Source organism: Bradyrhizobium sp. 191 (genome assembly GCF_023100985.1).
Taxonomy (GTDB): Bacteria; Pseudomonadota; Alphaproteobacteria; order Rhizobiales; family Xanthobacteraceae; genus Bradyrhizobium; species Bradyrhizobium diversitatis.
This window is the reverse complement of sequence record NZ_CP064692.1, coordinates 785,411-799,232: the sequence shown is the minus strand read 5'-3', so window position 1 is coordinate 799,232 and position 13,822 is coordinate 785,411. Positions and strand designations below refer to the sequence as shown.

General features: G+C 63.6%; 14 protein-coding genes. 13 read left to right on the top strand and 1 reads right to left on the bottom strand.

Annotated elements, in window-relative coordinates; translation table 11 throughout:
• Positions 1–217: 217 nt before the first annotated feature.
• From IVB23_RS03825 to IVB23_RS03795, 7 genes are all read left to right on the top strand, one after another.
• The gene (locus tag IVB23_RS03825) at positions 218–973 is read left to right on the top strand and encodes an ABC transporter ATP-binding protein (RefSeq protein WP_028178025.1); all 756 of its coding nucleotides are present in this window, start codon (positions 218–220) and stop codon (positions 971–973) included.
• A complete protein-coding gene (locus tag IVB23_RS03820) occupies positions 966–1,712 on the top strand; it encodes an ABC transporter ATP-binding protein (protein ID WP_061876718.1) in 747 nt (248 codons plus the stop codon). The genes IVB23_RS03825 and IVB23_RS03820 overlap by 8 nt, the downstream gene beginning before the upstream one ends.
• A gap of 55 nt (positions 1,713–1,767) precedes the next feature.
• Complete coding sequence (locus tag IVB23_RS03815; RefSeq protein ID WP_197966720.1) at positions 1,768–2,988, top strand: ABC transporter substrate-binding protein; 1,221 nt, start codon at positions 1,768–1,770, stop codon at positions 2,986–2,988.
• Positions 2,989–3,063: 75 nt separating this feature from the next.
• Complete coding sequence (locus tag IVB23_RS03810; RefSeq protein WP_027574219.1) at positions 3,064–3,927, top strand: branched-chain amino acid ABC transporter permease; 864 nt, start codon at positions 3,064–3,066, stop codon at positions 3,925–3,927.
• 1 nt (position 3,928) lies between these two features.
• Positions 3,929–4,897, top strand: a complete 969-nt coding sequence (locus IVB23_RS03805; RefSeq protein WP_247802490.1) for a branched-chain amino acid ABC transporter permease — start codon at positions 3,929–3,931, stop codon at positions 4,895–4,897.
• A gap of 155 nt (positions 4,898–5,052) precedes the next feature.
• Positions 5,053–5,697 carry a DUF47 domain-containing protein gene (locus IVB23_RS03800; protein ID WP_061876714.1) on the top strand — a complete coding sequence of 215 codons (645 nt, stop codon included), beginning with the start codon at positions 5,053–5,055 and terminating at the stop codon, positions 5,695–5,697.
• Between the two features lie 96 nt (positions 5,698–5,793).
• Positions 5,794–6,801, top strand: a complete 1,008-nt coding sequence (locus IVB23_RS03795) for an inorganic phosphate transporter (protein WP_061876713.1) — start codon at positions 5,794–5,796, stop codon at positions 6,799–6,801.
• Here IVB23_RS03795 and sugE read toward each other — a convergent pair.
• Positions 6,794–7,108, bottom strand: a complete 315-nt coding sequence (gene sugE, locus IVB23_RS03790) for a quaternary ammonium compound efflux SMR transporter SugE (RefSeq protein WP_061876712.1) — start codon at positions 7,106–7,108, stop codon at positions 6,794–6,796. The two genes, IVB23_RS03795 and sugE, sit on opposite strands and share 8 nt — an antisense overlap.
• A gap of 158 nt (positions 7,109–7,266) precedes the next feature.
• Here sugE and IVB23_RS03785 point away from each other — a divergent pair, with 158 nt between their 5' ends.
• From IVB23_RS03785 to IVB23_RS03760, 6 genes are all read left to right on the top strand, one after another.
• Positions 7,267–8,889, top strand: coding sequence for a peptide chain release factor 3 (locus IVB23_RS03785; protein ID WP_197966718.1), 1,623 nt, complete (start codon positions 7,267–7,269; stop codon positions 8,887–8,889).
• Positions 8,890–8,945: 56 nt separating this feature from the next.
• Complete coding sequence (locus tag IVB23_RS03780; RefSeq protein WP_061876710.1) at positions 8,946–9,923, top strand: ABC transporter substrate-binding protein; 978 nt, start codon at positions 8,946–8,948, stop codon at positions 9,921–9,923.
• A 76-nt stretch (positions 9,924–9,999) separates the two neighbouring features.
• Positions 10,000–10,542 (top strand): hypothetical protein, encoded by a 543-nt coding sequence (locus IVB23_RS03775; RefSeq protein ID WP_061876709.1) that lies wholly within the window; start codon positions 10,000–10,002, stop codon positions 10,540–10,542.
• 199 nt (positions 10,543–10,741) lie between these two features.
• Positions 10,742–11,326, top strand: coding sequence for an NnrU family protein (locus IVB23_RS03770; protein WP_082821888.1), 585 nt, complete (start codon positions 10,742–10,744; stop codon positions 11,324–11,326).
• Between the two features lie 72 nt (positions 11,327–11,398).
• Positions 11,399–12,991, top strand: coding sequence for a class I adenylate-forming enzyme family protein (locus tag IVB23_RS03765; RefSeq protein WP_247802489.1), 1,593 nt, complete (start codon positions 11,399–11,401; stop codon positions 12,989–12,991).
• Positions 12,992–13,158: 167 nt separating this feature from the next.
• Positions 13,159–13,812 (top strand): tetratricopeptide repeat protein, encoded by a 654-nt coding sequence (locus tag IVB23_RS03760; protein WP_061876706.1) that lies wholly within the window; start codon positions 13,159–13,161, stop codon positions 13,810–13,812.
• The last annotated feature ends 10 nt before the right edge of the window (positions 13,813–13,822 follow it).

The window sequence follows — 13,822 nt, the reverse complement described above, 5'->3', positions numbered from 1 at the left end:
GAGGCCGGGCAGGCACGACATCCAGACATCTCCGACTAAGGGAGCATTTGTATCCCAGCCGGAGGCCTGACCTGCTCAGCTTTCCGCCTTGCCTAACCCCCGTCACCTCCGGCATATTCCGCGCCCGGAGGCGGCGCTCCGGGTGGGCTGCAAGTCCTCCGGACAGCCGAAGCAACAAGGACAGCCACGCGCCGTGTGCGGGCAGGGGGAAATCTGTTTGGCCGATGAGTTCATTCTCGAAACGGAAGGCTTGACCAAGGAGTTCGCGGGCTTCTTTGCCGTCCGCGACGTTGCGCTCAAGGTTCGCCGTGGGAGCATTCATGCGTTGATCGGCCCGAATGGGGCCGGCAAGACGACCTGCTTCAATCTTCTGACCAAGTTCCTCAAGCCGTCGGCCGGGAAAATCCTGTACAAGGGGCAGGACATCACCGCGATGGCGCCGGCGGATGTGGCCCGCATGGGCCTCGTGCGTTCGTTCCAGATCTCGGCGGTGTTTCCGCATCTCACTGCGCAGGAGAACGTCCGTGTCGCGCTTCAGCGTCAGCACGGCTCTTCGTTCGATTTCTGGCGCTCCAAGTCCGTGCTCAACCGCTTCAACGATCGCGCGCGCGAGCTGCTCAACGATGTCGGCCTCAGCGAGTTTGCAAACACGCCGGCGGTCGAGATGCCCTACGGGCGCAAGCGCGCACTCGAGATAGCAACCACGCTGGCGCTCGACCCGGAGATGATGCTGCTCGACGAGCCGATGGCCGGCATGGGCCACGAGGACATCGACAAGATCGCGGCACTGATCAAGCGCATTTCAGCGAAATACACCATCCTCATGGTCGAGCATAATCTGAGCGTCGTGGCCAATCTCTCCGACATCATCACCGTGCTGACGCGCGGGCAGGTGCTCGCCCAGGGCCATTACTCCGAGCTCACCAAGGACGAGCGCGTCAAGGAAGCCTATCTGGGAGCCGGTCATGCCTGACACTGCGATCGCCGAGGCCCCGGCCAGGGCTGCGACCGGCGGACCTATCCTCCAGGTCCGCAACCTCGAAGCTTGGTACGGCGAGTCTCACATCCTGCACGGGATCAACTTCGACGTGAACGCGGGCGAGGTCGTCACCCTGCTCGGGCGCAACGGCGCGGGCAAGACCACCACGCTGAAGTCGATCATGGGCATCATCGGCAAGCGCACCGGCTCGGTGAAGTTCAACAACCAGGAGATCATCCGCGCGACCTCCGACAGGATCGCGCGGATGGGCATTGCCTTCTGCCCGGAGGAGCGGGGAATATTCGCCAGCCTCGACGTGCGGGAGAACTTGATGTTGCCGCCTGTCGTCCGCGAGGGCGGACTGCCGCTCGACCAGATCTTCGATCTGTTTCCGAACCTGAAGGAGCGGCTGGGCAGCCAGGGCACCAAGCTGTCGGGCGGCGAGCAGCAGATGCTCGCGATCGCGCGCATCCTGCGCACCGGCGCGAGCTTCCTGATGCTGGACGAGCCGACCGAGGGCCTTGCGCCCGTCATCATCCAGCAGATCGGTCACACCATTGCGCGGCTCAAGAAGGAGGGCTTCACGATCCTCCTGGTCGAGCAGAACTTCCGCTTCGCCTCGACCGTGGCCGACCGCTACTATGTGGTCGAGCACGGCAAGATCATTGACGGGTTTTCCAACTCGGAGCTTGCCGCCAATATGGACAAGCTCCACACCTATCTCGGTGTTTAGCCGAGCAGGCCGGACGATCAAGAGCGACTATCAAAGGAATATTGGGAGGCGGATTATGAAGCACAGCATTTCGGCAATGTTGCTCGGGACGGCCCTGGCGCTCGGTGCGGCAGGTGGCGCAGTCGCGCAGGACAAGAACATCAAGATCGGCGTGCTGACCGACAATTCGGGACTCTATGCCGACCTCGGTGGCCCTGGCTCGACCGTCGCCGCGCAGATGGCGATCGAGGATTCCGGGCTCGCTGCCAAGGGCTGGAAGCTCGACTTGATCTCCGCCGACCATCAGAACAAGCCCGACATCGGCTCCACGATTGCCCGGCAATGGATCGACGTCGAGAAGGTCGACATCTTCATGGATGTCCTGAACTCCGGCGTTGCGCTGGCGGTGAACAACATCGTCAAAGAGAAGAATTCCATCCTGATCGACACAGGTGCGGCGACGTCGGATCTCACCAACGCGCAATGCTCGCCGAACACGATCCACTGGGTCTATGATACCTATATGCTGGCCAACAGTACCGGGCAGGCGCTGGTGAAGGCGGGCGGCGACACATGGTATTTTCTCACCGCGGACTACGCCTTTGGCCATGCCCTCGAGCGCGACACCGCCGCGGTCGTGGTGAAGTCGGGCGGCAAGGTGATCGGCAATGTCAAGCATCCCCTGAATACTGCCGACTTCTCGTCGTTCCTGCTTCAGGCGCAGGCCTCCAAGGCCAAGATCATCGGCATGGCGAATGCCGGCGGCGACACCACCAACACCATCAAGCAGGCGGCGGAGTTCGGCGTCGTCTCGGGCGGCCAGAAGCTTGCGGGCCTGCTTCTCTTCATCACCGACGTGCACTCGCTCGGTCTGAAGGTGGCGCAGGGCCTGAACTTCACCGAGACCTTCTACTGGGACCTGAATGACGGCACGCGCGCCTTCTCCAAACGCTTTTCCGAGCGCATGAAGAACAAGGCGATGCCTTCGATGGTGCAGGCCGGCGTCTATTCGGGCCTGCTCCACTATTTCAAGGCGCTGGAGGCGATGGGTGGCAACCCGCATGACGGGGCCAAGGTGGTCGCCAAGATGAAGGAGATGCCGACGGACGATCCGCTGTTCGGCAAGGGAACGATCCGCGTGGACGGTCGCAAGCTTCATCCCGCCTATCTGTTCGAGGTCAAGAAGCCCGAGGAATCCAAGGCGCCCTGGGACTATTACAAGCTGGTCGGCACGACCCCCGGCGACCAGGCCTTCCGGCCGCTGTCGGAAAGCGCCTGTCCGCTGGTGAAGAAGTAACCGTGAACGATGCAGGCCGGCGCGCAACGGCACCGGCCTGTTGTTGAGGAATAGAAGGGACCGGGTGCGGGATCGATGCAGGCTCTCTACGCTCAGCTACTGGTGGGATTGATCAACGGCTCGTTCTACGCGCTGCTCAGTCTCGGGCTTGCCGTGATCTTCGGCATGCTCAACATCATCAATTTCGCCCATGGCGCGCTCTACATGATGGGCGCCTTCGTCGCCTATTTCCTGCTGAACCTCGGCGGGATCAACTACTGGTGGGCGTTGCTGCTCGCGCCCATCATCGTCGGCATCTTTGGCATGATCCTCGAGCGGACCATGCTGCAATGGCTGACCGGGCTCGATCATCTCTATGGCCTGCTGCTGACCTTCGGCATCGCGCTGATCGTGCAGGGCGTGTTCCAGAACTATTTCGGCTCCTCCGGCCTGCCTTACGCCATTCCGGATCAGCTCAGGGGCGGCATGAATCTCGGCTTCATGTTCCTGCCCGTCTATCGCGGCTGGGTCGTCGTGTTCTCGCTGGTCGTGTGTCTGGCGACCTGGTTCCTGATCGAGAAGACGCAGCTCGGCGCCTACCTGCGCGCCGCCACCGAAAATCCGACGCTGGTGCGTGCCTTCGGCATCAACGTGCCGCGCATGATCACGCTGACCTATGGTCTCGGGGTCGGCCTTGCCGCGCTCGCCGGCGTGCTCTCGGCGCCGATCAACCAGGTGCGGCCGCTGATGGGCGCCGACCTCATCATCGTCGTGTTCGCGGTGGTCGTGATCGGCGGCATGGGATCGATCATGGGCTCCATCATCACCGGCTTCGCGCTCGGGGTGATCGAGGGCCTGACCAAATATTTCTACCCCGAGGCGTCCAACACCGTCGTGTTCGTGCTGATGGTGCTGGTGCTCTTGGTGAAGCCAACGGGATTGACGGGAAGGGCGGCCTGAGATGACAACCCTGACGGACGACACGCTGCCGGCAACCCCGCGCGCGATGCGCGACGAGATGATCGTGTTCGTGCTGATGGCGCTGCTGCTGGCGGCCGTGCCGTTCACCGGCGTCTATCCCTTCTTCGTGATGCAGGCGCTGTGCTTTGCGCTGCTCGCCTGCGCCTTCAATCTCTTGATCGGCTATGGCGGCCTGCTGTCGTTCGGCCACGCGATGTTCCTGGGCACGGCCGGCTATTGCAGCGCGCATGCGCTGAAAGTGTGGGCGCTGCCGCCGGAGCTCGGCATCCTCGTCGGCATCGCTGCGGCGTTCGTGCTGTCGATCATCACCGGCTACATCTCGATCCGCCGCCAGGGCATCTATTTCTCGATGATCACGCTGGCGCTGTCGCAGCTCCTGTACTTCATCTATCTCCAGGCCCCATTCACCCACGGCGAGGACGGCATCCAGGGCATCCCGCAGGGGCACATGTTCGGCGTCTTCGATCTCTCCAAGCCCACGGTGCTCTATTACGTCGTGCTTGCAGGCTTCCTTGCCGGCTTCCTCCTGATCTTCCGGATCATCAACTCGCCGTTCGGCGAGGTCCTGAAAGCGATCCGCGAGAACGAGCCGCGGGCGATCTCGCTCGGCTACCGCACCGACCAGTACAAGTTCCTGGCCTTCGTGCTCTCCGGCACGCTGGCCGGCTTTGCCGGCTCGCTGAAAGTGTTCGTGGCGCAGAACGCCTCGCTCACCGACGTGCACTGGACGATGTCGGGCGAAGTCGTGCTGATGACGCTGGTCGGCGGTCTCGGCACCATCTTTGGTCCCGTGGTCGGCGCCTTCGTCATCATTGCTATGCAGCAATATCTCGCAGGCTTCGGCCAGTGGGTGACGGTGATCCAGGGCGCGATCTTCGTGATCTGCGTGCTCACCTTCCGCCGCGGCATCATCGGCGAAATCGCGCATTACTTCCGCAGGTCGCTCTAAGCGATTGATCTTGCATCAATTTCACTGGTGCATGAAAGCGGTGGATGACCCGGCTCCGTGGGCGTGAGATGACACGCGCGCGGATCGAAAATGGTCTATGACAGTTTCATGACAGCCCTCCGGGCCTGACCATTTCCAACCGGTAGCCTATCCCCATGATGCGTTGGTTTCGTGCGTTCCTTCCCAAGGAAGAACGGTTCTTCGATCTGTTCGACCGGCATGCCCAGACGGTGATCCAGGGCGCGATCGCGCTCCAGGGCATGCTCAATGGGGGCGAGGAGACGCCGGTCTATTGCCAGCGCGTCAACCAGTTCGAGAACGACGCCGACAACATCACTCGTGAGGTGCTGACGGCGGTGCGGCGCACCTTCATCACCCCATTCGACCGCGGCGACATCAAGAACCTCATCACGTCGCTTGACGATGCCATCGACCAGATGCAGCAGACGGCCAAGGCGGTCATGCTGTTCGAGGTCCGCACCTTCGAGCCGCCCATGCGCGAGATCGGCGGCCTCCTGATCGAATGCGCCAATCTGGTCGGGCGTGCGCTGCCGCTGATGCAGTCGATCGGTCCGAACGTCGCCATGCTGACCGCCATTACCGAAGAGCTCGGCAAGCTGGAGGGCCGGGTCGACGATCTCCACGACATCGGCCTGAAGGAGCTGTTCCTGAAGCATCGCGAGGGCAATGCGATGGATTTCATCGTCGGCGTCGAGATCTACGATCATCTCGAGAAGGTGGCCGATCGCTTCGATGACGTCGCGAACGAGATCAACAGCATCGTCATCGAGCAGGTGTAGCGCATGATCCGGAAAAGTGTGCAGCGGTTTTCCTTCGCGACAAACGCAAAACGCGTTTGCGCGGAGATCATGCGCCAACTTTAAGGCAGGGCCGCCGTGGATGCCGCGTTGGGTCTTCCCATCCTGGTCGGCTTGATCGCCGTCGCGCTGCTGTTCGACTTCCTGAACGGCCTGCACGACGCCGCCAATTCGATCGCGACCATCGTCTCGACCCGCGTGCTGCGCCCGCAATTCGCGGTGTTTTGGGCCGCCTTCTTCAATTTCATCGCCTTCATGGTGTTCGGACTGCACGTCGCCCAGACCATCGGCACCGGCATCATCGATCCCGCGGTCGTCGACGCCCAGGTGATCTTCGCAGCGCTGGTCGGCGCGATCGTCTGGAACCTCGTGACCTGGGCGCTCGGCATCCCGTCGTCGTCGTCGCACGCGTTGATCGGCGGCCTCGTCGGCGGCGGCATGGCCAAGGCGGGGATTTCGGCCGCGGTATGGAGCGGCCTGTCCAAGACGGTGCTGGCAATCGTGCTGTCGCCGCTGGTCGGCTTCCTGCTCGCCATGATGCTGGTGGCGATCGTCTCCTGGGCCTCGGTGCGCTCGACGCCGTTCGCGGTCGATCGCGCCTTTCGCATCCTGCAATTCGCCTCCGCCTCGCTCTATTCGCTCGGCCATGGCGGCAACGACGCGCAGAAGACCATGGGCATCATCGCGGTGCTGCTCTATTCGCAGGGTCATCTCGGCACCGAGTTCTCGGTGCCGTTCTGGGTGGTGCTGTCCTGCCAGGCGGCGATGGCGCTTGGCACGTTGATGGGCGGCTGGCGCATCGTCCGCACCATGGGCCTGCGCATCACGAAATTGACGCCTATGCAGGGCTTTTGCGCCGAGACGGGGGGCGCCGCGACCCTGTTCATGGCGACCTATCTCGGTGTTCCCGTCTCGACCACTCACACCATCACCGGTGCCATCGTCGGCGTCGGCGCCGCCCGCCGCGTCTCGGCGGTGCGCTGGAACGTCGCAAGCTCGATCGTCTATGCCTGGGTGATCACGATCCCGGCCTCGGCCATCGTCGCGGCGCTGACGTGGTGGCTGGTCCAGATCTTCGTCAGGTGACGAGCTTCAGTCCGATGATCCCGGCGACGATCAGGGCGATGCTGGCAAGGCGCATGGCCGTCGCCGGCTCGCCGAACAGGACAATGCCGAGCGTCGCGGTGCCCACCGCGCCGATGCCGGTCCAGACCGCATAGGCGGTTCCGACGGGAAGGGATTTGAGCGCAAATCCGAGCAGGATGACGCTGCCGGCCATGGCAACCAGGGTGATCACCGACGGCACAAGCCTGGTAAACCCCTCAGTGTATTTCAGGCCGATCGCCCAGGTGATCTCGAGAAGGCCGGCGACAAACAGGATGCTCCAGGCCATGACGACCCCTCCATTTCAGGCACGGTCGTCCCCGCGGCTGAGGTGCTGAGAAACGGAAGGCCTTCCTTCCCGAAAGCCGATATGGGGCTGGCCGAATGGCTCCGCAATCACCAAATGAGGCTTGATCAGGCCCGTTTTCCCTGCCACACGCTCCCGCCATGTCCGACATCGCCATCACCACAGCCGAATCGCCGGCCCGTTCCCCGCTTGCCGCTGAAGTGGCGCGGCGGCGGACCTTTGCGATCATCTCCCACCCTGACGCCGGCAAGACCACGCTGACCGAGAAGCTGCTGCTGTTCGGCGGCGCCATCAATCTTGCCGGCCAGGTCAAGGCCAAGGGCGAGCGGCGCAATACGCGTTCCGACTGGATGAAGATCGAGCGCGAACGCGGCATCTCGGTCGTGACCTCGGTGATGACCTTCGAATTCGAAGGCCTCGTGTTCAACCTCCTCGACACGCCGGGCCACGAGGACTTTTCGGAAGACACCTATCGCACGCTCACCGCGGTCGATTCCGCCGTGATGGTGATCGACGCCGCCAAGGGCATCGAGGCGCGCACCCGGAAGCTGTTCGAGGTGTGTCGCCTGCGCGACATTCCGATCATTACCTTCATCAACAAGATGGACCGCGAGAGCCGCGACGTTTTCGAGCTGCTCGACGAGATCGAGAAGACGCTGGCGCTCGATACCACGCCGATGACCTGGCCGGTCGGTCGCGGCCGCGACTTCCTCGGCACCTATGACGTCGTCAATGGCGGCGTGCGCCTGCTCGAAGGCGGTGGCGCCAAGACCGGCGCGGCGCAGCAGATCGAGATCGAGGAACTGGCCAAGCTCAACGCCAATCTCGACGTCGCGGCCGTGAAGGACGAACTCGAGCTCGTCACGGCGGCGTCGAAGCCGTTCGAGCTCGGGGCGTTCCGCGAAGGTCATTTGACGCCGGTCTATTTCGGCAGCGCGCTGCGCAATTTCGGCGTCGGCGACCTGCTGGAAGGCCTCGGCAAGTTCGCGCCCGAGCCGCGTGCGCAGGACAGCGACCAGCGCAAGGTCGAGGCCACCGATCCGCGCATGAGCGCCTTCGTGTTCAAGATCCAGGCCAATATGGATCCGAACCACCGCGACCGCATTGCATTCGCACGTCTGTGCTCCGGCAAGCTCAGCCGCGGCATGAAGGCGAAACTGGTGCGTACCGGCAAGAGCATGCCGCTGTCGAGCCCGCAATTCTTCTTCGCCCAGGACCGCTCGGTGGCGGACGAAGCCTTCGCCGGCGACGTCGTCGGCATTCCCAACCACGGCACGCTGCGCATCGGCGATACGCTGACGGAAGGGGAGGATTTCAACTTCGTCGGCGTGCCGAGCTTCGCTCCGGAAATCGTCCGCCGCGTCCGTCTCACCGACGCGATGAAGGCGAAGAAGCTGAAGGAAGCGCTGCAGCAGATGTCGGAGGAGGGCGTGGTGCAGGTGTTTCGCCCGCGCGACGGCGCGCCGGCGCTCGTCGGCGTGGTCGGGGCGCTCCAGCTCGACGTGCTGAAGGCGCGGCTCGAGGCGGAATATTCGCTTCCAGTCGAGTTCGAGGTCAGCGAATTTCAGCTGGCGCGCTGGGTCTCCTCGGAGGACCGCAAGAAGCTCGACACCTTCATCGCCGCCAACACTTCCAGCATCGCCGACGACGTCGACGGCGATCCCGTGTATCTCGCCCGGAACGAATTCTATCTCGGCTACACCAGGGAGCGCGCCGAGGGCATCGAGTTCAGCAACGTCAAGGACGTCAAGAAGAAGGGGTAGTGTTTCCCGGACGTTCTCGTGATGCTGGACGGCAACGCTCAGCGAGGTAGACGGTCATGAGGCGGCGCGAATTCATCATGTTCGCTGCAGGCGCGGCGACCTACCCACTTGGCGCATCCGCGCAAGGTGATGTGAGGCGAATCGGTGCGCTGGCGGGAGGCAAGGCCAGCGATCCGGAGAGCCAGGCCAGCTACCAAAAACTGAGGCAGCGTCTGGGTGAACTCGGTTGGGAGCAGGGACGTAACATCCATATCGAATATCGCTGGTGGGCCGGCGATCCGAATCTGGCGGATGCCCAGGCCGCCGAACTGGTTGATATGCGGCCGGACGTGCTTCTGGCAATCAGTACTCCGTCGGTGGAAGTCTTTAGGCGACGTGCGCCGACCTTGCCGATTGTCTTCACGGTCGTTGCCGATCCAGTGGGTGCCGGTTTCGTGCAAAGTCTCGGCAAGCCGGGTGGAAACATTACGGGCTTCACGACGTTCGAGCCCGCCATGGCCGGCAAGTGGCTGCAACTGCTCAAGCAGGCGGCACCGGCGATACGAAGGGTCGCCGCGGTCTTCAATCCGCGAACAGCACCCATGATCTTGATGCCCTCCGTGGAGGCGTTCATTCCGGCAGTCCAGCTCCAGCTTGTTCCGGCGCCGGCGCACAATGCCGCCGAGCTCGAACAGGCAATCTCGCGCTTTGCGGAGGAGCCATACGGCGGGCTGCTGATCTTTCCCGACGCGTTTCCAATCGTTCACCGGCGATTGATTCTCGACTTGGCGGCTGCGCACCGTCTGCCGGCGATGTATCCGTTCCCTTTCTTCGTCACGGACGGTGGGCTGATGTCCTATGGAGTCTCGATCTCGCATCTTGTCGGTCGCTCGGCGGACTATGTCGACCGCATCTTGAGAGGGGCGCGTCCTGCGGACTTACCAGTCCAGCAGCCGAACGAATTCCAGTTCCTGCTCAATCTCAAGACGGCCAGCGCGCTGGGGCTGAGTTTGCCGCCCACGCTGGTGGCACAAGCGGATCAGATTATCGAGTGAAGCGAACCATCGCGGCCAGCCTTGAACCTTTCACAGCCGTTGCCACTTATTGCAAATACCATTTCGGTCTCGACGCATGTGGCGCTGCATTCATGTTCTTCTGTTGCTGGTAACAATCTCGGCCGTCGCCGACGCGCGGAGCCGCCCTCTCGAAGAGGAGCCGTTCTCGTATGAGCCGTGCGGCGGGCCGTTTCAGGGACCTTGCATCACCGAAATTCCATTTCCATTCGGCGAGACTCTCCAGCTCACGGTCGAAAGCGTTCCATCGCAAGCCGACATTGCGAAGTACCGGCGGCCCGATCATGACCTTGATACGATCGGCGACCTCTTCGCCGAGCTGCGTTCGTGTTGGTCACCTCCTCCCGCTGACCAGGCGCGGGCGGGCATGCAGATGTCGGTGCGGTTCAGCCTCAACCGATCGGGCGGTCTGATCGGCCCGCCGCGCATGACATTTGCGACCGCGGGCGTCCCCGCCGACACCCGCGCGACCTATCTCAATGCCATCAACGCATCGTTGAAGGCCTGCCTGCCGCTGAAATTCACCAGCGGCTTTGGCGGCGCGCTGGCGGGCAAGCCGATCGCGATCCGCTATGTCGACAATCGCGAGCTTGCGAAGTAGCACCGCTCCGTCTCCTCATCCCGAGTAGCGCGCATCGCGCGCGTCTCGAAGGATGAAAGGCCCCGCTGTCGCACAGCCGGGCCTGCATCGTTCGAGACGGCGCTGATGCGCCTCCTCACCATGAGGAGGAAGAGTTGCGACCGCGAGCCAATCGATGATACCTCAGAGGCGGGGGCTGTGGCCAAAAGGGGAGGATGTCGTGGGTCTGCTGGTCATGATCCTGGGGCTTGCGCTGTTTTTTGCGGCGCATGTGTTCACCACCAAACGCGAGATGCGCGCCGAGGCGATCGCAAGGCTGGGCGAGGGGTCCTACAAGATCCTCTATTCGCTCATCTCGCTGGCGGGGCTCGCGATGATCATCTGGGGCTATGCCCAGTATCGCGCCACCGGCTGGATCGACGTCTGGTATCCGCCGAAGGCGATGAAGCACATCACGCTCGCATTGATGCTGCCCGCGGTCATCCTGGTGGTGGCCTCTTACTTGCGCGGCCGCATCTATGTGACATTGAAGCACCCGATGCTGGCGGGCATCAAGCTGTGGGCTGCCGCGCACCTGCTCGCCAATGGCGATCTCGGCTCGATCATCCTGTTCGGCTCGTTCCTGGGCTGGGCGGTGTATGACCGCATTTCGCTCAAGCATCGCACCGACGCCGGCGGCCCGCCGATTCCGGTCGGCGGCATCACCAACGATCTGATCGCAGTTGCGGTCGGCATCGTCGCCTATTTGGCGCTGGCGTTCGCGTTCCATCCGGTCGTGATCGGTGTTCCCGTCATCGGTGTCTAGCCGGTCAGCACAAGACGAGACCCCGATGTCCATGCGCGGAAGCTAGTAAGAGCAACAAGCCGAGGGCCTTCGATGGATTGGTCGCATTCGCAGATCCCGCCGATGCGGTATGAGGCGCGCTTTGGCGATCGGGTCGTGCCCGCCTTCCGGGATCGGCCGGCGAGCCTGTGGGCGATGATCGCGGAAGCCTGCGCCCGCAATCCCGACGGTGAAGCGCTGATCGCGGGGAATGTCCGCCTGAGCTGGCAGCAGGCCGTGGAGCAGGCCGCACGGATTGCAGCCGGATTTCGCAGGCTCGGATTGCAGCGCGGCGACCGTATCGCGATCCTGCTCGGTAACTGCGTCGAGTTTCCCCTGCTGCTGTTTGCCGCCGCGCATGAGGGGCTGGTGACGGTGCTGCTCGGCACGCGCCAACAGAAACCGGAAATCGCTTATGTGCTGACCGATTGCGGCGCAAAGATCCTGATCCACGAAGCGGCGCTCGCCGAGCGGCTGCCGGATGCGCAGGATGTGCCCGATGTGATGCACCGTATCGCCGTCGATGATGATCCGGCCCTGTCGCGTTTCGCGGTGCTCGCCGACAACCCGTCGGCGGCGGCGCCTGTCGAGGTCGCCGAGGAGGACACCGCGATGATCCTCTACACCTCGGGCACCACGGGCAAGCCGAAGGGCGCGATGCTGGCCCATTGCAACATCGTGCATTCCTCGATGGTCTTCGTCTCCTGTCTGCAATTGACGGAAGCCGACCGTTCCATTGCAGCGGTGCCGCTCGGCCATGTCACCGGCGTCGTCGCCAACATCACGACCATGATCCGCTGCGGCGGCGCGCTGATCATCATGCCGGAGTTCAAGGCCGCCGACTACCTCAAGCTCGCCGCGCGCGAGCGCGTCACCTACACGGTGATGGTGCCGGCGATGTACAATCTCTGCCTGCTGCAGCCCGATTTCGACGGCTACGATCTCTCGAGCTGGCGCATCGGCGGCTTTGGCGGCGCGCCGATGCCGGTCGCGACCATCGAGAAGCTCAAGGCGAAGATCCCCGGCCTGAAGCTGATGAATTGCTACGGCGCGACCGAGACGACATCGCCGTCGACGATCATGCCGGGCGAATTGACGGCGAGCCACATCGACAGCGTCGGCCTGCCGTGTCCCGGCGCGCGCATCATCGCCATGGGATCGGACGGGCGGGAGCTTCCTCCTGGCGAGATCGGCGAGCTCTGGATCCAGAGCGCCTCCGTCATCAAGGGCTATTGGAATAACCCCAAAGCCACTGCCGAAAGCTTCACCAGCGGGTTCTGGCACTCCGGCGATCTCGGCTCTGTGGATGCGGAGGGGTTCGTTCGCGTGTTCGACCGGCAGAAGGACATGATCAACCGTGGCGGCCTGAAGATCTATTCGGCCGAGGTCGAATCCGTGCTGGCGGGGCATCCCGCCGTGGTCGAGAGCGCGATCATTGCCAGGGCGTGCCCCGTGCTGGGCGAACGCGTCCACGCCGTCGTAGTGACACGCAGCTCGGTCGCGGACACCGAGTTGCGGGCCTGGTGCGCGGAGCGCCTGTCGGACTACAAGGTGCCCGAAACCATGGCGATCACGGCAGACCCGTTGCCGCGCAATGCCAACGGCAAGGTGCTGAAGCGGCAGCTGCGGGAACTCCTGGGGGCTTGAGCCGGGCAGCGGGCATCCCGGGCTCTCCCGGCTGGTTAACGCCTTGATCGGGCTCGCTTTGCCTTGCCACCGCCATATCGTTAGGGTACCTCGCCGCCAAGCGGGGACGGGATTCCTGACGCGGACGCTTCGGCGCGCGCACCCGGACGGGCATGGGATTAGCATAAGTGTCTGAATTATTTAACGAAGTCGACGAGGAAGTACGTCGCGAACAGCTCAAGAAGCTGTGGGACAAGTATTCGATCTACTTCATCGCCCTGATGGTGCTGGTCGTGGCCGCCGTCGGTGGCTGGCGCGGCTACCAATATCTGGAGGCCAGGAAGGCCGCCGAGGCCGGCGCCGCTTTCGAGAAGGCCGTCGAACTGTCCGAGCAGGACAAGCACGCTGACGCCGAGAAGGCCTTCACCGAGCTCGCCGCCACGGCTCCGTCCGGCTATCGCACCCTGGCGCGGCTGCGTGCCGCCGCCGAGGCCGCGAGCCGCGATCCCAAGGCCGCCGCGAAGATGTATGACGACATTGCCGCCGATCGCAGCGTCGGCGGGGAGTGGCAGGACCTGGCGAAGATCCGCGCCGCCGGCCTGCTGCTCGACAGCGCCAGCTACGCCGACATGCAGCAGCGGCTGGAGCCGTCCGCTGCGCCGAAGTCGACCTTCCGCCACAGCGCCCGTGAGATGCTGGCATTGTCGGCCTGGCGTAACAACGACTTGACCGCAGCCCGCAAATGGCTCGACGCGATTGACGGAGACGGCGAAACGCCGCCCGGCCTGCGCTCGCGCGCCGAGGCGCTCCAGGCCCTGCTGCCGCCCGTCGCCAAGAGCTGATGCCGGCCCT

What these genes read in the sequence shown, in the direction of transcription:
- IVB23_RS03780 (WP_061876710.1), top strand. Translation starts at nt 8,946, where the DNA reads ATGAGGCGGCGCGAATTCATCATGTTCGCTGCAGGCGCGGCGACCTAC.
- IVB23_RS03805 (WP_247802490.1), top strand. Translation starts at nt 3,929, where the DNA reads ATGACAACCCTGACGGACGACACGCTGCCGGCAACCCCGCGCGCGATG.
- IVB23_RS03820 (WP_061876718.1), top strand. Translation starts at nt 966, where the DNA reads ATGCCTGACACTGCGATCGCCGAGGCCCCGGCCAGGGCTGCGACCGGC.
- sugE (WP_061876712.1), bottom strand. Translation starts at nt 7,108, where the DNA reads ATGGCCTGGAGCATCCTGTTTGTCGCCGGCCTTCTCGAGATCACCTGG.
- IVB23_RS03785 (WP_197966718.1), top strand. Translation starts at nt 7,267, where the DNA reads ATGTCCGACATCGCCATCACCACAGCCGAATCGCCGGCCCGTTCCCCG.
- IVB23_RS03775 (WP_061876709.1), top strand. Translation starts at nt 10,000, where the DNA reads ATGTGGCGCTGCATTCATGTTCTTCTGTTGCTGGTAACAATCTCGGCC.
- IVB23_RS03810 (WP_027574219.1), top strand. Translation starts at nt 3,064, where the DNA reads ATGCAGGCTCTCTACGCTCAGCTACTGGTGGGATTGATCAACGGCTCG.
- IVB23_RS03765 (WP_247802489.1), top strand. Translation starts at nt 11,399, where the DNA reads ATGGATTGGTCGCATTCGCAGATCCCGCCGATGCGGTATGAGGCGCGC.
- IVB23_RS03815 (WP_197966720.1), top strand. Translation starts at nt 1,768, where the DNA reads ATGAAGCACAGCATTTCGGCAATGTTGCTCGGGACGGCCCTGGCGCTC.
- IVB23_RS03800 (WP_061876714.1), top strand. Translation starts at nt 5,053, where the DNA reads ATGATGCGTTGGTTTCGTGCGTTCCTTCCCAAGGAAGAACGGTTCTTC.